This window comes from Hydrogenovibrio sp. 3SP14C1 (assembly GCF_029625905.1).
Taxonomy (GTDB): domain Bacteria; phylum Pseudomonadota; class Gammaproteobacteria; order Thiomicrospirales; family Thiomicrospiraceae; genus Hydrogenovibrio.
This window is the reverse complement of sequence record NZ_JARTLM010000001.1, coordinates 63,124-86,642: the sequence shown is the minus strand read 5'-3', so window position 1 is coordinate 86,642 and position 23,519 is coordinate 63,124. Positions and strand designations below refer to the sequence as shown.

Below are 23,519 nucleotides of genomic sequence, written 5' to 3'. Positions count from 1 at the left end.
CAGTTTTCGTTAACTCGCTTACAAGTCTTGATGTTATTGATTGGTTTCAGGTGTGATTTGCTTCAGCTCAATGTTTTTTACTTCAATTGTTGCAGATTTAATTTTGTACTCTGTTTTGTGCCCGTCACTTTTTGGCTGAATCTTTTTTTCAAGTACTGGTAATGAAAGACTAAAACAAATGATAGCAATAAAAAAAGTCATTAACGGGGTAAGTAAATCCATACCTATAAGATATTTAATTCCAGAACGTTGGAAATAAAGGCTTCTAAGTTTTTGTTTGTTTTCTAAAATCTTGTTTTTCCTATCATCAATCCGTGCTTCAATTCCGGAAAGTCCATCAAATTTGTCTTCCTGTGGTTCCCCATTCTTTTTCTGATTTAAGAACTCGTTAAGTTCTTTTTCAAGATTGTCTATATTGGTTTTTGTTGAAAGGATATGATTAGAGTTATCGCTTGTTTTTAAGTAAATTTCATTTAGTGCTTTATGTGGCTTTAATAACAAACTGCTGTCTTCGAATATCGTTGAGAAGATGCTTATATATCTTAAAGCAAGCCAACACAGTCCAATAAATATTAGGCTTAAAAAAAGAAGTGGGTATTTGCTAATATTGATTGAAAAATTTCCCAAAAACCCAGTAAATGAAGGTTCAAATACTGTAACGAAGATAATTATTAAGCTAAAGTAAAACAGTTTGTTTTTAGCTTTTTTTAGTTCTTCTGGAAGAGTAGTGAGGGTTGGTTTTTCAACTTTAGATGGGGGTTTGCCAATATAACCTGCCATAGAAATTCCTTTTCATCAAATTACGGCTTATGAAATTTGCCATTTAGTTTTATTCTATAAAATTAAAATAAGTATTTATTGAGGGTTCTTAATTATTAAGTGCATCCGTTACAATCGCTTGCGCTTCTTTTAGAATTTGATCCAAGTGCGATTGGTCTTTGAAGCTTTCGGCGTAGATTTTATAGATGTCTTCCGTGCCGGAGGGACGGGCGGCGAACCAGCCGTTTTCGGTGGTGATTTTCAGGCCGCCAATTGCCGCGCCATTGCCGGGTGCATGGGTGAGTTTGTCCACAATCGGTTCGCCCGCTAAAGTATCGGCTTTTACCATGTCTGGAGACAAGTTTTTCAGAATGGCTTTTTGTTCCCGGTTGGCTGGCGCATCAATACGACTGTAAACCGGGTTGCCGAATTGTTCGGTGAGCTCCTGATACAGTTGCCCTGGGTCTTTGCCGGTGACGGCTGTGATTTCCGCGGCGAGCAAGTTCATGATGATGCCGTCTTTATCGGTGCTCCAAGTGGTGCCGTCCATCCGCAGGAATGAGGCTCCGGCGGATTCTTCGCCACCGAAGGCAAAATCGCCCGAGACCAGTCCGTCCACAAACCACTTAAAGCCAACCGGCACTTCCGACAGGTTTTTGCCTAATGATGTCACCACGCGGTCAATCATGGAGCTGGATACCAAGGTTTTGCCGATTTTAACGGAATCCGACCACTGCGGGCGGTGGGTGCATAGGTAATGAATAGCCACTGCCAGATAATGGTTTGGGTTCATTAACCCGACCGATTGGGTGACGATGCCGTGGCGATCAACATCAGGATCGTTTCCGAAAGCGATGTCGTAGTTGTCTTTTAAGGCAATCAGCCCTGCCATGGCGTAAGGCGAGGAACAGTCCATACGGATTTTGCCGTCTTTATCGACACTCATAAACGAAAAGGTCGCGTCCACTCGGGTGTTGACCACTTCCAAGTTAATGCCGTAATGCTCGGCAATCGGTTGCCAGTAATCAATCGCCGCGCCGCCCATTGGGTCAATCGCCAGTTTCAGCCCGGCGTTTTTAATCGCTTTCATATTGACGACGTTTTTCAGGTCTTTGACATACGGCATAATCAAGTCTTCGGCGGAGACAAATTCCGAGGCTAAGGCGTCGGCTAACGGCATGCGGTTGATGGCACTCATGTCGTTTTTCAGAATGTCATTGGCGCGGTCTTGAATCACCGTTGTGGCATCGGTATCCGCCGGACCACCATTGGGTGGATTGTATTTAAACCCGCCATCTTGCGGAGGGTTGTGCGATGGGGTGATGATGACGCCATCGGCCAAATCTTGGGTGCGGTTTTGATTGTAGGTCAAAATGGCGTGGGAAACGACGGGCGTGGGGGTATAGCGTCCGTTGCCTTGGATGATGACGTTCAGGCTGTTGCCGGCAAACACTTCAATGGCGGTGGCGTGCGCGGCTTCGGATAACGCATGAGTATCCATGCCGATGAAGATGGGGCCGCTGATGCCTTGTTCGTCACGATATTCGACAATGGCCTGTGCAATTGCAGCGATGTGGTTTTCGTTAAAGGCGGTGTTGCTGGCACAGCCACGATGCCCCGACGTGCCGAAAGCAACGGCTTGATCTGGGTTGCTGGCATCGGGAATCAGGTTGTAATAGTCGGTCATCAGTTTGGGAATGTTTTCCAATAAGGATTTTGGAGCGGGTTTTCCTGCATACGGTGAGAGCGACATAGAACATCCTTTATTTAAATTCGGTTGAATTCATTATAGACAGATTATTTGAAAAATTCAGGTGGGATCGGCTGAATTCATTCAGTCGTCATAAAACTGATAAATTGAGTGGAGTCTATTCATTGAACAGGCTAGAATAATCTTCATGAAACAGGATATGAAACTGAACCAAAATACCGCTGTCCATTTGTTGGGCCATTGGCGACGCTTATTGCTCGTCTTTGTGTTGGCGTTTGCGCAATTCAGTGCATTGATCCATTCGGAAGTCCATCCGTTTCATGAACACAGTGAACTGTGTGATATCTTTACCGGGGTCGAGCATCAATCCAGTGATGTCACCCCTGACTTTGCTCTGGCTGAGCGTCCTATTCAAGGGCATTTCTGGTCATCCGAACCGGTTTTTGCTTATGTGGGTGAAGTCACTCCTGTTTATTCCAGTCGCGCCCCTCCGGCGGTTTCTTAATTTTAGTGACGTTAATCCTTTAATTTAAGAAGCAATTCGGAGAATCCAAATGATTCGATATCAACTCGTGTCTGCCGTGCTTGTCGCTGGCAGCAGTCTGTCGTTTGCCTATGCAGACGAATTAGAACAGAAAAAAAATGTTACCCAACTTAACAAAATTTCAGTGGAATCTTCACAGGAACCGGTTTTAGAACCGATTGAAATCAGTACGTCGACCCACTTGGCGGTTGACCCGAAAGACAAGGAACGCAATGCAACGGCGTCGTTAGGCGCTTCTTTGGAGACGTTGCCGGGCGTGAATAATTTGGGCTCGGGGTCACAGTCGGGCAAGCCGGTGGTGCGAGGCGATACGTCGTTACGTTTACCGGTGTTGTCTAATGGAGTGGCAATGGAGTATCAAGCGGAAGGCACACGACATAACCCTAATGTGGATCCGGCGTTGATGGAAAAGGTGGAAGTGATTCGCGGTCCGCAAGGGCTTAAGTATTCAAGTCAGGCGGTGAAATCGGCCGTGAATGTCGAAGGGCCGCAATTGGATTATGCCGCACCGGGGAAGACGCGGACATCCGGTGCATTGATGGGGGAAGTGAACTCCAATAACCATGAAACCATGCTGGGTGCAAAAGCGAAATATTCTTCCAATGGCATTGCGCTGATCGGTGGTGTGACGAAAAGAAAAGGGGAAAATTATGTGTCGCCGCGCAGCACGGAAGCGGGTGACGTGAAGCCGGGAGACCCGGCGGGCACAAAGCCGTTGGTGACCGGTACCATTCCCTATACCAATTTTGAAGGGCAAAGCGCGGTGTTCGGCGTGGGGTATCTGGGCAATTGGGGCTCGGTAGAACTACACCATTCGTTTTGGGAATCTAAACAGAATTATCTGGGCGTGGAAGCCGATCCAGCTGGTTATGAGCTGATTCCCTCTGCGGGGCAGAAGTTGAAGAATGAAGAAACGCAGTTGAAGGCGGAAATCTTTCAAGGAGACTGGGTCTTCAAGCCTTTGTATGCACACTCTCGAAATCAGCGTGAAGCGATGCACGATGTGACCTATGAAGACATGGATGTTTATGAAACAGATCCGGAATATTTAGATTTAGTGGTGCACCGTAATGACTATCAACTGGCGGTGGAACACCCCGATTTTAAAGGGTGGTCAGGTGAATTTGGAGTCAGCTTTTTGGACAAAGACCAGAAGCTTCGCTCGGGGCATTTGAGCCCGAGCGCCACGGAAAATGGGACGGGCATCTTCATGGTGGAAAAGCAAACATTTGGTCAATGGGATGTCGAAATCGGAGGGCGTTATGATTCGCATCGTATCAAAGCACCGCTGAGTCCGGAAAATGCGCATTTCTGGGATGAGACTCAAGTGTATGATGCGTCGAATAATGAGCGGTCGTTTTCGGATTGGTCCGGTGCTTTGGGGGTGGCATTCCATGCGTCGCCAAACTGGACGTTTACCGGAAATCTTGGGCGCAGTTTCCGGGCGCCTTCGGTGTTTGAACTGTATGCTTCTGGTGCGCATGGCGGTGTGCAGGCTTATCAGGTCGGAAACCCTGATCTGAAAGCTGAAACATCCATTAACAGTGAGTTGGCGGCAACCTGGCAGTCGGCGAAACTGCATTCCACCTTGGCGGTTTATTCTAATTGGGTCGATAACTATATTGTGTTGGAAAACACAGCAACGGAGTTGTATTGTGACCACGAAGGCGTTTGTCAGAGCACGCAGAGCTTGGCATTTCCTTATCGTAAAATGGTAAATGCGCAAACTAATGCGTTGATCCAAGGGGTTGAGTGGTCGGCTAAATATCAAATGACATCTCAGCTACAATGGCGTGCCACAGCCGAAATCATGCAGGGGCGAGACACACAGAACAATCGTGAATTACCGTTGATGCCGGCACCGAATGCGACGCTGGATGCAAAGTATACCTTTAAAGAAATCGAGCGATTAAAGCAGCCTTATCTTGGGTTAGGCACGCGGTATGTTGCTGAGAAAAAAGCGGCAGGGCTTTATGAGCCTTTTAGCCAATATGACAATTTGCCTTTTGGAACGGCTTCAACGTCGGATTATTGGTTATGGAATTTGAGCGCTGGGACGGGCATTCGGTTTGACCAACGAACATTATGGCTTGATTTAACGGTGGAAAATATGCTGGACACGCCTTATCGCGACTTCCTTGATACTTATAAAGGAATTGCATTAGGCATGGGACGAAATTTCAAATTGAATGCGCGCATGGATTTTTAAAACCGTATCTTCCAGACATAAAAAAACCGCCAGGCCTGGCGGTTTTTTTATTGAAAGCCTTAGAAATGTGTTCTGGGATTGAACGGCATTTCTTCAGCCATTTTTTCATAAAAGGCTTTGGCTTCATCCGTATCTGCTGGCGGCGTATGGATTTGAATTACGATGTATTGGTTTCCGGCTTTATCACCTTTACCTAAACCGCGGCCTTTAATTCGCAGCTTCGCACCGGATTGCGTGCCCGCTGCAATGTTCATATTGACTTTACCTTTCAACGTCGGAATTTCCGCTTTGGTACCCAACGCGGCTTCCCATGGCGTTAACGGAAGATTTAAAATGATGTCTTCGCCGTCGACTTTATATAATGGGTGGTTCTGTAAATCCACTTCCAGATAAAGGTCTCCGTTCGGGCCGCCGCCATACCCCGGCGCACCTTGTCCGCTTAAACGAATACGCGACCCTTGTTTGACGCCAGCCGGAATTTTGACTTTCAGTTGTTTTGGCTGCTGAGAGACTTGGCCGAAATTATTGGCGGTTGGCACCTGAAGGTTGAGCGATTTGGATGCACCATTCATCGCTTCTTCTAAGCTGACTAGTACTTTAACAATTTGGTCATCCCCTTTTTGCTGGAACCCGCCTTGTTGACCGAAGCCGCCTTGACCACCAAAGCCGCCGCCTCCGCCGAAACCGCCTCCGAACATCGATTCGAAAAAGTCACTGAATCCACCTGCTTGGCCGCCGCCTCCGAAGCCGCCACCGCCAAAGATATCTTCATAGCCTGGTGGCGGTTGGAAGTTCTGGCCATTATGATAGTTAGGACCTAGTTGGTCGAACATCTGGCGTTTTTCTTTGTCGCCCAGTACTTCATAGGCTTCATTGATTTCTTTGAATTTAGTTTCGTCGCCTGATGGCTTGTCGGGATGATATTTCCCTGCCAGCTTGCGGTATGCTTTTTTGATATCTGCTTCCGAAGCGTTGCGGTCGACACCTAAGATTTCATAGTAATCTTTGTATTCCATTATTTTTCCTAATTAATTAAGCTACTTTAGCTTATGGGGGCAAAGCGACTGTTTTTCAAGGGAAAACATGAAAAACTGACAGTCTTTTGAACGGTATCACGGTATTTTATTACTTTCAACAGTATTGAAATGTGAATTGTTTTTACATTTACCCCTTGGATGTTGAAGCATTTTTGTCTATATTGGGATAAGTTAAATCTTATATTTAAACCTGTCAGAGAACAGCATGTTTTATAGCACACTTGAACAAGATATTATTCATTCCGACCCGGTGGCCACACCGTTCAGTTTTCATTATGGTGAGGATGTACTGGTCGGGCGCTGTCTTTTTAAAGAAGGCTTGAGCGTTTATTGTCCAAATAAAGGCACTAAGGCATTTCACTATAGCCGACAGCAAAAATTAAAGGACTGCTACATTCAAGTGGATGGTGTGACGGTTTATATTTGTTCTTTGGTTGTCTCGCAACTTCAAGAGATTGGCACCGAGTACGTTTATCGCTTAAAGATTAAAAGCATTTTGCCCGCTGAAAAAGAAAAACTGCTGCATCTTTATGAGAAAAAATCGGTTGATCCGGAAGCCTGTAGCGCCTCTTAACCTTCTTTAATTGGTTAAGACGCATCGACGATTCAGTTATTTAGGCTGTAGTGCTTCCGATTCAAACCGAATGCCTTCCCAACCATTATCAACAAAGTTACGAATGTTCGCATGATCGGTACCTGTTGGGTTTTGCATGACATCCACCGTATAAAAGTTTCCGAACGCATTCAATGTGGCTTGTTCGCTTAAGTCATTTAATTGAGCGAAAGCGAAAATCTTACAGGAACCATTATTGGTATTGGCTTCATTGACCTGTTCACTATTGATGAATTTGGTTGGTGTAAAGTCATAATGCGCATCAATGGTTTCCATCACCTCTTCAAAATTGACAGGGTGGCGATTGAGTTGTTTGATGAGTTCTTCAACAGTCATTTTGTTTTTCCTTTATTCCGTGGGCGACTCTGATCGTCAGAATTTTATCGGCCTATTGTACTGATATCAAAGCAGTCGCGTTATTGAAAATCCATTCCTTTTAAAATTAACCCAGATAAGCAATTGAAAAAATGGCAAAATATTCAGCAATTAAATTGATTGCAAGGAAACAGCATGAAAAGACGTGATTTTATTGGCGCCATTGCCGGCGCCACCGCAACGACTGCATTAACTGCTTGTGGCCAAAAAGATGAGCCGAAAGCGCAGACCGCACAACCGATGGAAACCGTTGAATGGAAAATGGTGACCACCTGGCCTAAAAACTTCCCAGGCCTGGGAACGGGTGCTAACCGCGTGGCAGAACTGATTAATGAAATGTCGGGCGGACGAATTCATGTCAAAGTCTATGGCGCAGGTGAATTGGTCGGGGCTTTTGAGGTGTTTGATGCCGTGTCACGTGGCAATGCGCAATTAGGACATGCAGGCGCTTATTATTGGAAAGGTAAAATTCCATCTTCGGTTTTCTTCTCTTCGGTTCCGTTTGGTCTAACACCGGATGAAATGAATGCATGGCTTTATAATGGCGGCGGTATGGCGCTTTGGGAAGAAGCTTATAAACCGTTTGGTTTGATTCCGAATCCTGCAGGAAATTCCGGTACGCAGATGGGCGGCTGGTTTAATAAAGAAATCAATTCGGTGGCGGATTTGAAAGGCCTGAAAATGCGCATTCCAGGGCTGGGTGGAGAAGTCTTGAAAAGAGCCGGTGGTGTGCCTGTGACGTTACCTGGTGGGGAGCTTTTCCCTGCCATGCAATCTGGGGCGCTGGATGCGACAGAATGGGTTGGGCCCTATAACGATTTGGCTTTTGGATTCTACAAAGCGGCGAAGTATTACTATACACCGGGTTGGCATGAGCCAGGCACGACGATGGAATGTATGATTAATGAAGAAGCCTTTAACCAATTGCCGGCTGATTTGCAAAGCATTGTTCGCAATGCGATGAAGGTCGCTAATTTAGAGATGCTGTCCGAATATACGGCACGTAATCAGCAGGCGTTGCAGACGTTGATCGAAAAACACGGTGTGCAATTACGTCACTTCCCGGATTCGGTGTTGAAAGAATTGAAAACCCTTTCGGCTGAAGTGGTGGAAGAGGAAGCAGCAAAAGATGCTTTATCGTCCAAGGTCTGGGCTTCACAAAAGGTCTTTAAAGAGCAAGTGACAAAATGGACGAATGCCTCTGAGTATGCTTTTATGAGAGCTCGTAATTTGTAATATGAGATAAGGTGGGGAGACCCATAGAAAACGATCTGAAAATCACAAAGAACCTCCTAAATAACCACCTAGTAGGTGGTTTTTTTGTGTTTAAAATTCATAGAATTACATCCGTAATTTTTCCAAATTTAAAAAATGGTACTATTTAGTCATCTCTATAAATTCCTATGGCTTTTCGGACAGGAGAAACCGATGATTAAAAAAACGTTAATTGCATTCAGTGTCGCCAGTGTTTTGTCGGGCTGTGCCACCATTAAACTGGGGCCTTCCTATAATGAACCTTTAACAGAACAAACGTTGATTGAAACGCCGAATGCAGATGCGAAAGTGCTTATGATTCCGCTGGAAGGGATGATTTCAAATGAAGAAGGAGATGGGTTGCTATCGAAAAGCCCTGGGTTACTCGATAAGGTTTCGATGCAATTGCGTAAGGCAGAAAAAGATACCAGTATTCGAACCATCTTATTACGAATCAACTCGCCAGGCGGCGGGGTGACGACCAGTGATATTTTGTATCATGAATTGCTTGCATTTAAACAGAGAACAGGTAAGAAAGTTTTTGTGCAGATGATGGATCTCGGCGCCTCGGGAGCTTATTATATTTCGATGGCGGCTGACACCATTCAGGTACATCCAACGACTCTGACTGGGTCGGTAGGTGTGATCACCGTTGTGCCGAATGTAGTAGGCCTGTCCGAAAAAATCGGCGTTGAAGTCAATACCTATAAAACCGGTTCCAATAAGGATACCGGGTCCCCTTTTCGCCGTATGACAACAGAAGATGATGCATATCTTCAAGCCATTATTGATGCAATGGCAACGCGTTTTTATGACATTGTTCAAACCCACCGTGGCTTGAGTGATGCGCAGATGCAATCGGTTAAAACGGCTCGAGTTTATTTAGGAAAAGACGCGGTAAAAGCAGGCCTGGCAGATTCAGTTGGGTATTTATCCGATGCAAGGTCCAAGGCTTGTGAATTGGGAGGGGCAAAGCGTTGTGACTTACCGTTTTGAACCGAATGTGAATGCCAATATGTATAGCCCGAGTATGGAAAACCCCAACGAATCACCTAATATGAGTTTGGTTAAAACAAAATTATTGAGCCCGGTGATGGATTTAAAACCTGGGTCTTACTATCTTTATTTAGAGTGAAGTATTACGTGTAGTTGATTAAATAACTCAAAGCTCAAAATAAAAAAGGCCAACATTTGTTGGCCTTTTCGTTGGTTATCGACGGGTTTAAAACTCGCTCCATTCTTCTTCTTTAATTGGTTGAGGAGCAGGGTTGTTAGGGCTTTTTATCGGTTCTTGTTTCTGAGCCGGCGCCGCTTCTTTTTGTTTCTCGTTTGGTTTTTCTTGTTTAGGTGATGGTAGCGCTGCAGGTGAAGTTTGTGACTGTTGGGCAGGCTTTGTGTGTGAGATTTGAGCAACATTGCCGGTTTTAAAGAAAGCCATGTCTTTTTCTAGAATGCCCGCTTGTTCACTCATGCTTTCTGCAGCAGCAGAGGTTTCTTCCACCAAGGCCGCATTTTGTTGCGTCACTTCATCTATCTGGCTGATCGCTTTGTGGGCCTGTTCAATACCTTCTGTTTGTTGAACAGAGGCTTGAGCGATGTGTTCAATCATTTGTGCGACGTTATCAATCGATTGATTGATGGTCGATAATACTTCACCGGATTCAGATGCCAGTTTGGTGCCTTGATCAATACGTGTCACGCTTTCATTGATCAGGTTGGTAATGTCTTTTGCTGCATCGGCTGACTTCTGCGCCAAGGCACGTACTTCCCCGGCAACCACTGCAAAGCCGCGACCATGATCACCGGCACGAGCTGCTTCAACCGCGGCGTTCAACGCCAATAAGTTGGTTTGGAAAGCAATGCCATCGATCAAGGTGACGATTTCAGAGATTTTATGACTTGATTCTTGAATTGCATTCATGGCTTCAATGGTTTGTTGCATGACGCTTGAGCCTTCAGTGGATTTCTGCTGAACATCATGCGCAACATCGGTTGCTTGCTTGGCATGTTCGGCATTGTTCTGAACGGCAGAGTTCATCTCTTCCATCGTAGAAGAGGTTTCTTCCAGTGCAGCAGCTTGTTCTTGAACACGCTGGCTTAAATCCATTGACCCTTGCGCGACTTCGGTGGCACCACTGTTAACAATATTGGTGGCATTGATCGCTTTCGTAACAACATCAGTCAGTTTGGCAGCAGAGGAATTGATGGCATTTTTCAATGTCTTCAACTCACCATAGTAATCTGCGGTGATGTTTTGCGTTAAGTCTCCTTCAGACTGTGCAACGACCACACGCGTAACATCTTCAATCGCGCTGTCTAATGCCGTCATTGATGTGTTGATGCCTTCTTTTAAGGTCAGTAGATCCCCTTTGGCTTCGGCTTCCACTCGTTTGTTGAATTGACCTTGTTGCATCGCATCCATGACATTGATGATGTCAGAAATGGAGCTGTTAAGTGCTTTCATGGTGGCGCTGACATTGTTGACCATTCTGAGGAAGTCACCTTCCACATCCGCATTGACGGTAATGTTAAAGTCACCGTTGTTCATCGATTCCATGACTCGACCGAGTTCTTTCATGGTTTCATCAATTGAATCGGCCGAGTCGTTAATCCCTTCTTTCAAGGTATTTAAGTCACCATTAAGATCCGCAGTCACACGCTGATCAAACTGACCTTTTGAAAGGGCTACGACCACTTTATTCGCTTCAATAATGGCTTCTTGCATATTGCTGAGTAAGAAGTTGACAGAGCGTCCCATCTCACCGATTTCATCTTGACGTTTTTCATCGGCACGAATTGAGAAGTCTCCCGTGTCACTGACCTTGGAAAGGGTGTTTTGAATGCCGGAAATACCACGCGCAATGGAACGAGGAATAAAGATAGCAATAATGGTTGAAAGCGCGGTAATGATGATTGAAATAATAATCATCGCACTGATAATGCTGTCATTCAACGCCTTAACTTCAGGTCCAATACGGTCTTGATCTTTTTTGATAGAGAGTTTGACATCTTCTGCCCAGTTGGCAATTTTAGGACCGATGACATTTAAATCATTCTCGACAATCTGATTACGATTGCTAATAGCTTGATTCAACTCATTTACACCGGATTGGTATTCGGTGATTAACTGTTTTGCTTGTCCGAGTTGTTCAATTCGCGTTGGGTTCTGGATGGAAGCTTCCAATTCGATTACCTGTTCATTCAGATGGTCGAATTCGCTTAAGGTGCGATCCATATCGGATGCTTGATTCGATTCTATGAATTTAATGGCATAAATACGCGCTAACAATAGGGTACGAAGTGACTCGGATGCTTTGAAAGCCGCTTCAAAATCTTGGTCCTGGTAAGCACTTCGTTGAACACTGGTCAGCAGGTGTTCCATTATTTTGCCATTTTTGTTGAGGTTGTTAAAAACAATGTCGTTACGCTGACTCATCAGGTTTTGAACCGATTCGAATTTAGCGTGATAGGTGGTTAAGCCTTCTTCCAGTTGATCGACCAGTTTGGCGCGCTCAGGGTTTTTAATTTCTTTTTGAGCCGCTTGGATCAGTTCAGCGGTTTTATCAAAGTAGCCGTTAAATTCATTTACTTCTTTCTCAACGGGATTCACCAAATAGTCTTTGACGTTCATTCGAACCATCAGCATGTTGCTTTGGACTTCACCCGCAAGGACAGAATCTCGTGCCATGCCCCGATAATCTTTAAAACCATCTGCAGAATCAAAGATTTTGCTGACACTGAAAATGGACATAAAAATAACGAGAATGGCGACGAGTATGAAGCTGCCTAACAACTTAGCGCGAATGGTTTTAAACATGAATGATTCCTCAGGGGGCTTTGTAAAGTAATGTTTTTTATTTTATGGGGTTTTATGACATATTAGATGATAATGAAATATACCATGCTATTCAAGCGGTTTATAGAAACTCATTAGTAGAGGTGCTAGGAAAGATAGAATTGAAATGAAAAAAAGCCAAACAAAGTTGGCTTTTTTATTTAACAGAACTTATAAAATTGAGCGCTTGATTGCACTCAATTTTATTTATTTTTTGCGAGGCTTTAAACGGCGCTTCGCACTTTGCGACACGTCATTAACCGGGTTGATTTTAAGCTGTTGACCACAAACCCATGCACCTTTCAGTTCATTGAAGAGTTTTTTAGGCATATCAGTTGGTAAATCCACCATGCTGTAGCTGTCTTCAATGGTTAGCTTTTGGATAAACTCACCATCTAAACCTGCTTCATTGGCAATACAGCCAATGATGTTGCCAGGTTTGACACCATGTTGACGACCGACTTCCACTCTAAAGCGAGCCATGCCCTCATTAGGCGGTGTTTGACGACGACTACGGTTGCCACGATCGCCACGTTCACTTCTTTCGCCTTTGGCGCGACGTGGATTTCTTTCACGGCCACCATCACGCTCTTTAAACTCTTTATGTTTAATTGGCTTTTCGTCTAAGAAGAAAGGCACATCCCCTTGAAACAACTTGGCTAAGCCAGCAGCAATTTCAATGGCTGGAATATTGTTGTCAGATTCGATAGATTCGACCATTTTTTGATAGAAATCGAGATCTTTACCTTGCGCCGCATCAACGATTTTATCTTTAAAGCGCGTAATACGGCTATCGTTGATTTCTTGTGCGGTTGGCAATTCCATTTGGGTGATTTTTTTCTTGGTGGACGCTTCAATTGAGCGTAATAAACGACGCTCTCTTGGTGCAACGAATAAAATGGCAGTTCCACTTCGGCCTGCACGACCGGTACGACCGATACGGTGAACGTAAGATTCGTTATCATAAGGAATGTCATAGTTGATGACGTGACTGATTCGTTCAACATCCAATCCACGTGCCACAACATCCGTGGCAATCAAGATGTCTAACTTGCCTTTTTTCAGTTGATCGACGGTACGCTCACGTTGATTCTGTGCCACATCCCCATTTAAGGCTGCGGCAGCGTAACCACGGGCTTCTAGTTTTTCCGCTAACTCAACGGTAGCCGTTTTTGTACGTACAAAAATAATAATGCCGTCGAACGTTTCAGCTTCTAAGATACGTGTTAAGGCATCTAGTTTATGCAATCCACTGACCAACCAGTATTTCTGATCAATCAACGAAGCGGTTGCGGCTTTTTGCTTGATGATAACTTCGGTTGGAGATTGTAAGTAAGTGTTGGCGATACGGTGCACTTCTTTCGGCATCGTTGCAGAAAATAGGGCGATTTGACGCGAGTCTGGCGTATGTTTCAAAATCCATTCAACATCATCGATAAAGCCCATGCGAAGCATTTCGTCTGCTTCATCCAAAACCATCGACGTTAAGCTATCCAGCTTTAACGTGCCTTTTTTAATATGATCCATAACACGACCAGGCGTACCAACGACGACATGCACGCCGCGCTTTAAAGCACGGATCTGTGTGCCATATTCAGAACCACCGTAAATAGGTAGAACATGTAGGCCTTTGATTCCGCGAGAGAAGGTTTGGAACGCTTCAGCGACCTGAATGGCAAGTTCTCGAGTAGGCGCAAGTACTAAGACTTGTGGATCTTTTTGCTTAAGGTTGATATTGGAAAGAATAGGTAATGCAAATGCAGCCGTTTTACCTGTACCGGTTTGCGCCATCCCTAAGATGTCACCGCCTTTTAGCAAAACCGGAATAGCTTGTTCCTGGATAGGAGAAGGGGTTTCATACCCTATTTCTTCAAGGGTTTTTAAAATGGGCGCAGAAAGCCCTAGATCTGAAAATTTGATCTCTGTATTCATGAGGAGTCCTTTTTAACATGAGTGGCGACTTTGTGTTTCTTCACAAACAAAGTCTAATAAGCAAATGCCACCCTGTTGCTCAGCGTTATGCTGGCTTTTAATCCCCAAAAAGAGTGTTTTGTTAAAAAAAACAAAATACTCATAAATAATGAATAACAGTACAGGCAGGCATTTAGAAAAGAGGCATTCTACAGTAAATTGAAATAAATATCTGTTTTTGTTTACAAATGACGTCAAAAAGACCAGGCCTGGTCAAATATTAAGCGGTTTTGTGACGTGCGTCAGATTTAATCAGTTCTTGCTCAAATTCAACGGCGGGAAGCGGTTGGCTGAAGAGATAGCCTTGTAAGACCATTTCTGGATTACGATTGATCAGGTATTGTGCTTGTTCTTGGGTTTCAACGCCTTCAGCAACAATTTTAAGTTGCTTGCTGGACGCTAATTGAATGATGGAATTCACAATGGCTTCATCATCGATATTTCCAGGTACTTGGTTGATGAATGTTTTATCTATTTTAAGTTCGTGAATAGGAAGTCTTTGCAGGTAACTCAATGAAGAATAACCTGTGCCGAAGTCATCTATCGAAATTTCAAATCCTAAGCTAACCAAGTGTTGAATCTTTTGCAGCGCCAGCTTGGCATTCTTGATTAAGACGCCTTCCGTCAATTCCAGGGTAATGGTTTTTGGTTCGACTTGAGTGAACTTAATCAGGCCGATAATCATCTCAATGAAACTTTGTTCATGAAACTGAACCGGGCTGACATTAATGGCGATGCGAATATTACGATGTATTGTATTCCAGGCTTTCGCTTGTAAAAACGCTTTATGCAGTACCCAAAGGCCAATTTTAATGATCTGACGCCCTTCTTCCGCCACTGGGATAAACTTGCTTGGAGACACCGCCCCAAGCTTTGGATGCACCCAACGTAAAAGCGTTTCCGCAGAGACAATTTTTTTATCTTTATCGACTTGTGCCTGAAAATAGATTTGGAATTCATCGTCCAGTTCGGAATGATTTAATGCTTCAATCAATTCAAGGCGGCGTTTTGCTTTTTGGATCAAGGTGTCTTCAAATAAATACGCCTGATTGCCACCTAGTTTTTTAGCTTCATGCATGGCCATATTGGCATAACGGGTCAGCTGGTCACTGTCTAAAGAAACAGGTTGGTTCAGCGCAAACGTGCAAACTCCGATGCTGGCGGCACTGTGTATAGAGTGTTTTTCCAGTTTGTAGCGATCATCAATGGCTTCTAAGAGCTGTTCACCATATCGGTTAATGTCTTCTTTGGCGAATTGCAGATCTTGGGTCTTACTCGTGTAGAGAACAGCAAAACTTCCGCCGCTCAAGCGGGCAAGCATTGATTCTTCGGGGAGTTGCTGTTTTAACTTTTGTGCTACTTGAGTGAGAAGTTGATCGCCTGTTTGATGGCCAAAAGTGTCGTTAATAATCTTAAAGCCATCTAAATTAACCAGATAGAGAGCTCGATAAGGTGTGACAGACGTTTTATCTTGTAACGTTTTTTCAATTCGATCATGCAACAAGGTTTGGTTGGCCAAGCCAGTCAGCTTGTCAAAATAAGCCAATTGTTGGATTTCAGCCTGCGCAGCGCGAATGTCGGTGGTGTCCTGCAAAACACCAATGAAATGTTCAACGTTTTTTGATGTATCTAAAATCATGGAAAGACTTAATACGGCGTAAAAAGTACTTTCTCCTGGCGTGTGAATTTGCACTTCACCGGTCCAAAACTGTTCTTTTAATAACGCTGAAACCACCTTTTCAAAAGGGACTTTAAAGCTGACTTGTTGCTTTAACCAATCCAAATACGTCAGATCAGTCAGTTCTTGATGGGAAAGCCCAGTATAAGCGCAAAAAGCATGATTCGGTTGGGTGATATATCCCTGAGAGTTGGTGACGAATTGGCCGGCATAACTTGCTTCCATCAGTCTGTTTTGTGCAGTGATTTGTTTGGAAAGGCTTTGATCTGTCACGATTAGTAAAATATGTGGCGTTGTATGTAGATCAATCCAGTAAGCTTGTAATCGAACGGGAACAGCAGCGTCTTTTTGTGTGGTTTTCAACCAGACCTGGCGGTGTGGCGCTTCTTTATTTTGGTGTAGGATGGTTAACCAGTTTTTTAAATCAAAGGTTTCTCCGCGATGTTTTTGCTTGTATAAAACAATCTCTTGATAAAATTTTTGTGGAGATTCTAATTCCAGTGCGGGATAGTAATCTTTAAACGGCTGGTTGAATAAAATTGGGCTGGCATCGGCGGTGAAGAGAGCGACCCCTTCATCGAAACGGTTAATGATTTCGAGGGTTTGAGTGTGTGAGGTTTTTAGAGCTTTTAAATGCTTTTCTTCAAGTTCAGTATGCATTTGAGTCTAAGTTTATATAAACATCCATAATTAACTTAATCATAGCGCATTTTTAGAGTGCTTAAAGACTTTTTTAAGCAAATCTATTTTTAACTGAGTTTTGATGAAAACCGGCACGTCATCCGATTTAATTATCATAGATGACGCTAGGGAGCCAAGTGGCCAGTTCAGGCCAAATAGCGAGCATAACCAATACAAAAAGCTGAATTAGAATGTAGGGCAGTACCCCTTTGTAGATGTCGGTGGTTTTAACCGACGGCGGAGTGACGCCCCGTAAGTAAAATAATGCGAAGCCAAATGGCGGCGTTAGGAAGGCCGTTTGTAAATTAATCGCAATCATAATCCCCAGCCAGATAGGGTCTACACCCATCATAAGTAAGATGGGGGCAACGACCGGCACAATAATGTAAGTGATTTCAATGAAGTCCAAAAAGAACCCGATGATAAACATCAATACCATAACAATGAGTACTGCTGTAAAGACACCCCCTGGTAAGTCCGTTAAGAACTCTTGCATGAGTTCGTCACCACCAAACCCTCTGAATGTCAGCGAGAAAAAGGCTGCACCGATAAAAATCAAAAAGATCATGCTGGTGACTTGGAGCGTGCCGCGCATGACGGTTTGAATCATGTTGAGGTTCAAGCGTTTTTTTATGGCTGCGAGTAGCATAGCGCCTAATGCCCCTAATGAGGCAGCTTCGGTCGGCGTCGCATATCCGCCTAAAATCGATCCTAGAACCAATAGAATTAAAGCCAGAGGAGGTAGTAAGCTGTTGATGACGCGTTTTCCTAAGCCAGGAGGATGTTTCACCATGGTGTCTGCCGGAACGGTTTCGGGTTTCAAGATGGCCATGGCAAAGACGTATAACATATAAAGCACGACCAGTAACATGCCCGGGAAAAGGGCGCCGATAAATAAATCCCCGACCGATAGAGTTTCTGGCGAAAAAATGCCTTGATTGAGTTGGGCTTGCTGATAAGACGAAGACAATACATCTCCAAGTAAAATCAAAATAATGGACGGCGGGATGATTTGCCCTAATGTACCTGAGGCACAGATGGTGCCCGTTGCAAGCTTAGGGCAATACCCTTGTTTCAACATGGTTGGCAACGCCAATAATCCCATTGTGACGACGGTCGCACCGACGATACCGGTGCTGGCTGCCAGTAATGCGCCGACCAGAATAACGGATAACCCTAACCCGCCTTTAAACCCGCGCATGACTTCATCCATGGTGCTGAGTAGTTGCTCTGCCAATTTCGACTGTTCCAGCATGATGCCCATAAAGACAAACAATGGCACCGCGGTTAAGGTTGGGTTGCTCATGATGGAATAGACTCGGTTTGGAATGCTTTGTAAAAAAGCCATATCAAACCAGCCGAATTGGACTGCTACCAAAGCGAATAACAATGAAACACCGGAGAGGGTTAACGCGACAGGAAACCCGATCATTAAGGCGATAAAGACCAATCCGAACAAAATTAAAGCAAGGAATTCCATTAAAACATCTCCTTGCTTTCTGATTGTTTTTGCGCGAGCAATTGTTTGACGCCTGCATTTTCCGGTGCGGTTATCTGTAAATAAGATTCCGCAACCATGGCAGTGACTTGTAAAAGCATCAGTGTGCCCATGATTAGGATGAAAGTTTTCAACAGATAAAGATACGGGAGTCCACCGGCTTCAGAAGACCCTTCTTGTATGGCCCAGCTGCCACTGACATAGACCCAACTAACCCATAATAGAAACACAAGCGTTGGGAGAGCGAATAACACCCCTCCAATTAAATTTACCCAGGCCTGGCGTGAAGCCGACATTTGACTGTAAAACACATCGACTCGTACGTGACGGTCTTGTTGCAAGGTATACGCCATTCCCATCATAAAAAAGATCGCATGGTTGTACAGAATGGTCTCTTGAAGTGCGATGGAGCCAAAATTAAAGCCGTATCGTAACACCACAATCAGTGCGGACAGTAAGACCAACGAAAGAGCGAGCCATGCAGTAAGGTGCCCGAGTGATTTTTGAAATTGGTTTTGTTTGGTTACAAATTGAACAAGGGCGGGCGTGATGTTTGTCATTCGGGTCTCATTTTAGATGCTGGGAATCGTGTTTTTGCAGCACCAGTATTGTTTTTTTAATGGCGAATATTTTACCTTAATTGACGTAAAATTCGCAAATAAGGGCTTCATTTCGCTTGAAAAAACAAAAAAAATGACCAGGCCTGGTCATTTTTTAATGAAAATAAACGAAGACGACTTTTTGCCACCTTATTGCCGTTATTGAATTTTCAGGTAAGCAAATCCTTCACTCTGCAGCATCGCGATCTTAGCCACCCCTGAAGCGGTTAATTCAATGCCTTTATACACTTTGGCTTTGTCTAGCCCAACTTCCTTCCGGGTTTTGTCACAAAGGTGAACTTTCACCCCGCGAACATTGATTAAAGCATCCAAACGGCCTTTCAGTTCATCGCGACGATCCAATAGCGCTTTGTCTGCTGCATAAGGCGTGCCCTTGAGCGCATCGTCTGTCGTGAAACGTAAGCCATAGCCAACAAAAACTAAATGGATTTCCGCTTCCATTAATTGGGAATCGTAGAAATTAATAATGTTGTTGATAGACGTTAATGTGGCGGAGTAACGCGTTGGGTCTTTAAAATCAACGTGATAAACCACTTTGGCACCGTCATCAGCGGCTTGAGCCGTTATGCTGTTTAGCAGGAAAAGACTGGTAAAGAGTAATGGGAGTATTTTAAAAAAACGCATGGCAAAATCCTTTTATAAAAATCAATTACATTTCAATTGTTAGCGTAGACCGAAATTTTCTCAATGTCCAGCAAAGAGATGACAAAGCATTTTTATAGCGAAAGCTGTTTTTTTTATTGCGTTTTTGCCGGTAATGTAAAGTTGTACGTGTTTGTACAGTATTTGTATAAGTTGTTAATTTGTGCGATAATTTTTTTCAGACTGATTGGAATCAGTTATTCGTTTTAAACGATGAAAGCAAACATTAAAAATGCCAGGAGTTTCCATGTTCCACCATAAAATAAAACAAAAATTAAAGGCTTGTGAACAAGAAAAGGTTGAGTTGCAGGGCGTTGTACAAGCGATGCATCGTTCGATGGCGATGATCATGTTTACGCCTCTGGGCGAAATTTTGGACGCGAATGAAAATTTTTTAGACGTGGTTGGATTTTCTTTAGCAGACCTTAAGGGGCAGCATCATCGATTATTGGTGCCGGAAGAGATTCAAAAATCAGCAGATTACCAACGATTTTGGAGCAAGCTGGCACAAGGCGAATATTTTCAAGACCGTTTCTTGCGTCAAGATGTACAAGGAAATTCGGTTTGGTTGGAGGCCAGCTACAATCCCATTTTTGATGAAAACGGACAGGTCATTAAAGTGGTTAAGTTTGCGACCGATATTACCGCTCAAGTTGAGCAGGAAGTAAAAATTTCCGGAAAATTAGACGCAATTGATAACTCCATGGCGGTGATTGAGTTTGATTTAGAGGGGCACATTCTTGATGCAAATGATAACTTTTGTCAGGCGATGGGGTATGACCTGTCTGAGATCAAGGGACAGCATCATCGTTTATTTGTCGAACCCGGTTATGCTGAAAGCCAGGCATATAAATCATTTTGGCAAGATTTGAATAAAGGTGAGGCACAAATTGGAACGTATGAGCGTTTCGATAAAAATCACAACGCTATCTGGCTGGAAGCCAACTATAACCCCGTTTATAACCAAAAGGGAGAGTTAGTTAGCTTTGTAAAATTTGCCACGGATGTTTCCACCAATAAAAGTACCTTAATGTTAACGACTGTGGTCGCGGATGCGGTATCCGTACTAGATGAGTTCAGCCAAGGAAATATTTCTGCGAGAATGAAAAACCATTTGGATGTCGACAATAAAACCATGTTTGATGACAGTGTGGCGCGATTAAGTCAGGGGTTTGAAGTCGTCGCAGATCGTTTAAGTGAAGTCGTCTCAACCGCAATGGATGCGTCGAAAACCGTAAGTGCTGCCGCTCAGGAAGTGGCAGAAGGCTCTGCGTCTTTGAATCAGCAGGTTCAAGAGCAGGCGGCTGCACTGGAAGAAACGTCTGCCACAATGGAAGAAATGAATTCAGCCGTGCAAAATAATACCGATAACGCACAACAAACAGCTAAGGTGGCTTTAGAAGTGCAGCTAAAGGCTGAAGAAGGTGCAAACGTCATGCAGCAAACCATTGACGCGATGAATGCCATTCAGGCTTCCAGCCATAAAATTGCAGAGATCGTTTCCTTGATTGATGGCATTGCATTTCAGACAAACTTATTGGCACTGAATGCCGCGGTTGAAGCCGCTAGAGCGGGAGATCATGGTCGTGGGTTTGCTGTCGTAGCAGGTGAGGTACGTGCTTTGGCTCAAAAATCTGCAGAAGCCGCGCGGGATATTAAACAACTTATTGAAGAAAGCGTGGAGCGTATTGATACAGGAACGGATTTGGCTTCAAGCTCTGGAGAAGTATTACAAGGCATTCATCAATCGGTTGATCGGGTTGCAGAAATGATTGAACAGATTGCAACAGCTTCAGTTCAGCAAGCACAAGGCATTAATCAAGTACGGCAATCGATTGCTCAAATTGAATCGGTGACACAACAAAATGCGGCGTTAGTGGAAGAAACCAATGCATCGTCTGAAAGTTTAAGTCATCAGTCTCAAATCTTGCAGAAAGACATGTCATTTTTTACGGTTTCACCGCAATTAGAGGCCCCAGAAACGACAATGAATGAAACAGGGTATCTGCATCGAATTGCTTAATAAGAAAAATGAGGTAAAACAGTGTTGGTTAACGGCGCTGTTGGCACAAAAAAACCGCCAGGCCTGGCGGTTTTTTATTGGAAAGATGACTGCTTTAGAACCGATTGTTTCGAAAGTCATCAAACGCTTGATGAAGCTCTTCTTGGGTGTTCATCACAAAAGGGCCTCCTTTAGCAATCGGTTCACGAATCGGTTGACCGGAAACCAACAAGAAACGCCCGGATTTGTCTCCGGCATTCACTTGAATACTTTCTCCCTCAGATAGAATGGCCAGCATCCCCTTTTCTAAAGGCGTGGCTTTGCTACCGACTTTAACGGTTCCTTCGATGATCAGGATAAAGCTGTGACTGTCGGTTGCGAGCGGCTGAGTAAACTCACTGTTGGCAGAAAGTGTTACATCCAAGTAAGTCGGGTTAACGTAATTGTTTTTAACCGGACCTTCTGTTCCTTGTTCGGTTTTACCCGTTATCACACGAATTTCGGTTCCATTGTCCCATTTTTCAACTGGTACTTGTTCAGGCGTAAACTCTTGGTAAGCGGGAGTCGTCATTTTAGCGTGGCTAGGAAGGTTGATCCAAAGTTGAAATCCTCTAAGCAAACCATTTTCCTGCTCCGGCATTTCCGAGTGAATCACGCCTTTTCCCGCAGTCATCCATTGCACCCCACCGGATTCAATCACTCCTTCATTGCCTTGATTATCTTGATGTCGCATTCGACCATTGAGCAAGTAAGTGACGGTTTCAAACCCTCGGTGTGGGTGAGGTGGAAACCCTGCGATATAGTCATCAGGATCATCTGATTTAAATAAATCCAACATCAAAAAAGGATCTAAATCCTCAATTTCTGGCTGACCAATGAGCCGTGTTAAGCGAACGCCTGCACCATCTGATGCCGGCATGCCGCGGGTAACTTTCACAACTTCTTTGGTTGAGTTCATCGGAGTCTCCTTTAATTCTTTGAATTTAATGTTTTTGTTATGTATAGATTAATGCTTGATTTGATAATAAAAAACCCGCAAAATTCAAAAACACTGTTCTAAAAAATAGAACAATTTCACGTTAAGTGTTGAGGGTTATAGAAGTAATGGGGCAGTTAGAAGATATTCAGGTATTTGTTCGAGTGGTTGAAGCCGGTGGGATTGGTAAAGCTGCAGAACAATTGAATTTGGCAAAATCGGCTGTGAGCCGGCGATTAGCGGATTTAGAAGATCGACTGGAAACGAAGTTGATTAATCGTACCACTCGAAAATCAAGCTTGACCGAAGCCGGCCAGATTTATTATGAAAAAGCGCTGTCGGTTTTGGATTCTGTGACAGAAATGAATCAAATGGCGGTTGCGAGAGAGGCGAGTCTTGAAGGAACGCTCAGATTGGCGCTACCGCTTTCTTTTGGTTTGGAGCATTTATCTCCTGCCTTAGATTGCTTTGCACAGGAACATCCGAATTTAACCTTACAAGTCGACTTTTCAGACCGTGAAGTGGATATTGTTGAAGAAGGGTTCGATTTGGCGTTTCGTATTACCGATTTAAAAGATTCGACGATTCAAGCACGGAAAATCGCACCGATCCGATTTGTGATGTGCGCGAGTCCGTCCTACTTAGAAAAGCATGGAACACCGAAAACTGCAGAAGATCTTAAACAGCATAAAATTTTACGATATGGTTCAAAAGGTGCCGACAGTTGGCATTTAATTGGGCCGGATAACAAAGAACGGCATTTGAATTTGCCGAGTCACCTTTATTCAAATAATGGCAGCTTTTTATTGAATATGGCAAAAGCCGGGCACGGTGTTGCATTAGAACCGACTTTTATCGCTTGGGAAGCTTTGGCGACAGGTGAGTTAGTTCAGATTCTAACGGATTATAAAATTCCGATGATGCATGCTTATGCGGTGTATCCACAAAACCGGTTTTTATCTCAGAAAGCCCGAGCCTTTATTGATTTTCTGGTTGCCCGTTTTGGCAATAACGCTTACTGGGATCAAGATTAATAAATCCTCTTTATTTGCATAATACGCAAGAATTTCTCGTCATAATAGAATTCTATAATTCACCGTAATTTGTTTAAAGG

Annotated in this window: 19 protein-coding genes; 8 read left to right on the top strand and 11 right to left on the bottom strand. The window is 44.0% G+C overall.

The genetic code is table 11. The annotated features are described in order from the left end of the window. Nucleotides 1–33: 33 nt before the first annotated feature. On the bottom strand, nt 34–780 hold the full coding sequence (locus tag P8629_RS00375; RefSeq protein ID WP_278163408.1) for a hypothetical protein: 747 nt from the start codon (nt 778–780) through the stop codon (nt 34–36). Between the two features lie 88 nt (nt 781–868). Continuing rightward, nucleotides 869–2,512 (bottom strand): phosphoglucomutase (alpha-D-glucose-1,6-bisphosphate-dependent), encoded by a 1,644-nt coding sequence (gene pgm / locus P8629_RS00370; protein ID WP_278163406.1) that lies wholly within the window; start codon nt 2,510–2,512, stop codon nt 869–871. A gap of 145 nt (nt 2,513–2,657) precedes the next feature. Here pgm and P8629_RS00365 point away from each other — a divergent pair, with 145 nt between their 5' ends. Then, nucleotides 2,658–2,975, top strand: coding sequence for a hypothetical protein (locus P8629_RS00365; protein ID WP_278163404.1), 318 nt, complete (start codon nt 2,658–2,660; stop codon nt 2,973–2,975). Nucleotides 2,976–3,024: 49 nt separating this feature from the next. Further along, nucleotides 3,025–5,223 carry a TonB-dependent receptor gene (locus P8629_RS00360; RefSeq protein WP_278163402.1) on the top strand — a complete coding sequence of 733 codons (2,199 nt, stop codon included), beginning with the start codon at nt 3,025–3,027 and terminating at the stop codon, nt 5,221–5,223. A 59-nt stretch (nt 5,224–5,282) separates the two neighbouring features. Here the strand turns inward: P8629_RS00360 and P8629_RS00355 are convergent, their stop codons facing one another. Further along, the gene (locus P8629_RS00355) at nt 5,283–6,239 is read right to left on the bottom strand and encodes a DnaJ C-terminal domain-containing protein (RefSeq protein ID WP_278163400.1); all 957 of its coding nucleotides are present in this window, start codon (nt 6,237–6,239) and stop codon (nt 5,283–5,285) included. A gap of 226 nt (nt 6,240–6,465) precedes the next feature. On the opposite strand from P8629_RS00355, the gene P8629_RS00350 reads away from it, so the two are divergent. Continuing rightward, the gene (locus tag P8629_RS00350) at nt 6,466–6,834 is read left to right on the top strand and encodes a hypothetical protein (protein WP_135796625.1); all 369 of its coding nucleotides are present in this window, start codon (nt 6,466–6,468) and stop codon (nt 6,832–6,834) included. A 36-nt stretch (nt 6,835–6,870) separates the two neighbouring features. Here P8629_RS00350 and P8629_RS00345 read toward each other — a convergent pair whose 3' ends face one another. Then, the gene (locus tag P8629_RS00345; protein ID WP_135796624.1) at nt 6,871–7,209 is read right to left on the bottom strand and encodes a HopJ type III effector protein; all 339 of its coding nucleotides are present in this window, start codon (nt 7,207–7,209) and stop codon (nt 6,871–6,873) included. A 174-nt stretch (nt 7,210–7,383) separates the two neighbouring features. Between P8629_RS00345 and P8629_RS00340 the strand changes: the two genes are divergently transcribed. From P8629_RS00340 to P8629_RS00330, 3 genes are all read left to right on the top strand, one after another. Beyond that, nucleotides 7,384–8,484 carry a TRAP transporter substrate-binding protein gene (locus tag P8629_RS00340; RefSeq protein WP_278163398.1) on the top strand — a complete coding sequence of 367 codons (1,101 nt, stop codon included), beginning with the start codon at nt 7,384–7,386 and terminating at the stop codon, nt 8,482–8,484. A 192-nt stretch (nt 8,485–8,676) separates the two neighbouring features. Next, entirely contained in the window at nt 8,677–9,498 is an 822-nt protein-coding gene (sppA, locus tag P8629_RS00335) for a signal peptide peptidase SppA (RefSeq protein ID WP_278163396.1), read from the top strand. Then, entirely contained in the window at nt 9,482–9,637 is a 156-nt protein-coding gene (locus tag P8629_RS00330) for a hypothetical protein (protein ID WP_278163394.1), read from the top strand. Before sppA ends, P8629_RS00330 begins: the two co-directional genes overlap by 17 nt. Nucleotides 9,638–9,724: 87 nt before the next feature. Here the strand turns inward: P8629_RS00330 and P8629_RS00325 are convergent, their stop codons facing one another. The 6 genes from P8629_RS00325 to P8629_RS00300 form a co-directional block, all read right to left on the bottom strand. Then, nucleotides 9,725–12,319 carry a methyl-accepting chemotaxis protein gene (locus P8629_RS00325; protein WP_278163392.1) on the bottom strand — a complete coding sequence of 865 codons (2,595 nt, stop codon included), beginning with the start codon at nt 12,317–12,319 and terminating at the stop codon, nt 9,725–9,727. A 225-nt stretch (nt 12,320–12,544) separates the two neighbouring features. Continuing rightward, a complete protein-coding gene (locus tag P8629_RS00320) occupies nt 12,545–14,269 on the bottom strand; it encodes a DEAD/DEAH box helicase (protein ID WP_278163390.1) in 1,725 nt (574 codons plus the stop codon). Nucleotides 14,270–14,528: 259 nt separating this feature from the next. Next, nucleotides 14,529–16,646 (bottom strand): putative bifunctional diguanylate cyclase/phosphodiesterase, encoded by a 2,118-nt coding sequence (locus P8629_RS00315; RefSeq protein WP_278163388.1) that lies wholly within the window; start codon nt 16,644–16,646, stop codon nt 14,529–14,531. Nucleotides 16,647–16,773: 127 nt separating this feature from the next. Further along, nucleotides 16,774–18,147, bottom strand: a complete 1,374-nt coding sequence (locus P8629_RS00310; protein ID WP_278163386.1) for a TRAP transporter large permease — start codon at nt 18,145–18,147, stop codon at nt 16,774–16,776. After that, nucleotides 18,147–18,725, bottom strand: a complete 579-nt coding sequence (locus P8629_RS00305; RefSeq protein WP_278163384.1) for a TRAP transporter small permease subunit — start codon at nt 18,723–18,725, stop codon at nt 18,147–18,149. The genes P8629_RS00310 and P8629_RS00305 overlap by 1 nt, the downstream gene beginning before the upstream one ends. 198 nt (nt 18,726–18,923) lie before the next feature. Beyond that, complete coding sequence (locus P8629_RS00300; protein ID WP_278163382.1) at nt 18,924–19,409, bottom strand: DsrE family protein; 486 nt, start codon at nt 19,407–19,409, stop codon at nt 18,924–18,926. A gap of 265 nt (nt 19,410–19,674) precedes the next feature. On the opposite strand from P8629_RS00300, the gene P8629_RS00295 reads away from it, so the two are divergent. Then, nucleotides 19,675–21,450, top strand: a complete 1,776-nt coding sequence (locus P8629_RS00295; protein ID WP_278163380.1) for a methyl-accepting chemotaxis protein — start codon at nt 19,675–19,677, stop codon at nt 21,448–21,450. Between the two features lie 94 nt (nt 21,451–21,544). On the opposite strand, the gene P8629_RS00290 is transcribed toward P8629_RS00295, so the two are convergent. Then, entirely contained in the window at nt 21,545–22,387 is an 843-nt protein-coding gene (locus P8629_RS00290; protein ID WP_278163378.1) for a pirin family protein, read from the bottom strand. A 146-nt stretch (nt 22,388–22,533) separates the two neighbouring features. Here P8629_RS00290 and P8629_RS00285 point away from each other — a divergent pair, with 146 nt between their 5' ends. Next, nucleotides 22,534–23,439, top strand: a complete 906-nt coding sequence (locus P8629_RS00285) for a LysR family transcriptional regulator (protein WP_278163376.1) — start codon at nt 22,534–22,536, stop codon at nt 23,437–23,439. The last annotated feature ends 80 nt before the right edge of the window (nt 23,440–23,519 follow it).

What these genes read in the sequence shown, in the direction of transcription:
- P8629_RS00295 (WP_278163380.1), top strand. Translation starts at nt 19,675, where the DNA reads ATGTTCCACCATAAAATAAAACAAAAATTAAAGGCTTGTGAACAAGAA.
- P8629_RS00290 (WP_278163378.1), bottom strand. Translation starts at nt 22,387, where the DNA reads ATGAACTCAACCAAAGAAGTTGTGAAAGTTACCCGCGGCATGCCGGCA.
- P8629_RS00345 (WP_135796624.1), bottom strand. Translation starts at nt 7,209, where the DNA reads ATGACTGTTGAAGAACTCATCAAACAACTCAATCGCCACCCTGTCAAT.
- P8629_RS00305 (WP_278163384.1), bottom strand. Translation starts at nt 18,725, where the DNA reads ATGACAAACATCACGCCCGCCCTTGTTCAATTTGTAACCAAACAAAAC.
- P8629_RS00360 (WP_278163402.1), top strand. Translation starts at nt 3,025, where the DNA reads ATGATTCGATATCAACTCGTGTCTGCCGTGCTTGTCGCTGGCAGCAGT.
- P8629_RS00365 (WP_278163404.1), top strand. Translation starts at nt 2,658, where the DNA reads ATGAAACAGGATATGAAACTGAACCAAAATACCGCTGTCCATTTGTTG.
- P8629_RS00310 (WP_278163386.1), bottom strand. Translation starts at nt 18,147, where the DNA reads ATGGAATTCCTTGCTTTAATTTTGTTCGGATTGGTCTTTATCGCCTTA.
- P8629_RS00350 (WP_135796625.1), top strand. Translation starts at nt 6,466, where the DNA reads ATGTTTTATAGCACACTTGAACAAGATATTATTCATTCCGACCCGGTG.
- P8629_RS00355 (WP_278163400.1), bottom strand. Translation starts at nt 6,239, where the DNA reads ATGGAATACAAAGATTACTATGAAATCTTAGGTGTCGACCGCAACGCT.
- P8629_RS00340 (WP_278163398.1), top strand. Translation starts at nt 7,384, where the DNA reads ATGAAAAGACGTGATTTTATTGGCGCCATTGCCGGCGCCACCGCAACG.
- P8629_RS00325 (WP_278163392.1), bottom strand. Translation starts at nt 12,319, where the DNA reads ATGTTTAAAACCATTCGCGCTAAGTTGTTAGGCAGCTTCATACTCGTC.
- pgm (WP_278163406.1), bottom strand. Translation starts at nt 2,512, where the DNA reads ATGTCGCTCTCACCGTATGCAGGAAAACCCGCTCCAAAATCCTTATTG.
- P8629_RS00315 (WP_278163388.1), bottom strand. Translation starts at nt 16,646, where the DNA reads ATGCATACTGAACTTGAAGAAAAGCATTTAAAAGCTCTAAAAACCTCA.
- P8629_RS00300 (WP_278163382.1), bottom strand. Translation starts at nt 19,409, where the DNA reads ATGCGTTTTTTTAAAATACTCCCATTACTCTTTACCAGTCTTTTCCTG.
- P8629_RS00285 (WP_278163376.1), top strand. Translation starts at nt 22,534, where the DNA reads ATGGGGCAGTTAGAAGATATTCAGGTATTTGTTCGAGTGGTTGAAGCC.
- P8629_RS00320 (WP_278163390.1), bottom strand. Translation starts at nt 14,269, where the DNA reads ATGAATACAGAGATCAAATTTTCAGATCTAGGGCTTTCTGCGCCCATT.
- P8629_RS00375 (WP_278163408.1), bottom strand. Translation starts at nt 780, where the DNA reads ATGGCAGGTTATATTGGCAAACCCCCATCTAAAGTTGAAAAACCAACC.
- sppA (WP_278163396.1), top strand. Translation starts at nt 8,677, where the DNA reads ATGATTAAAAAAACGTTAATTGCATTCAGTGTCGCCAGTGTTTTGTCG.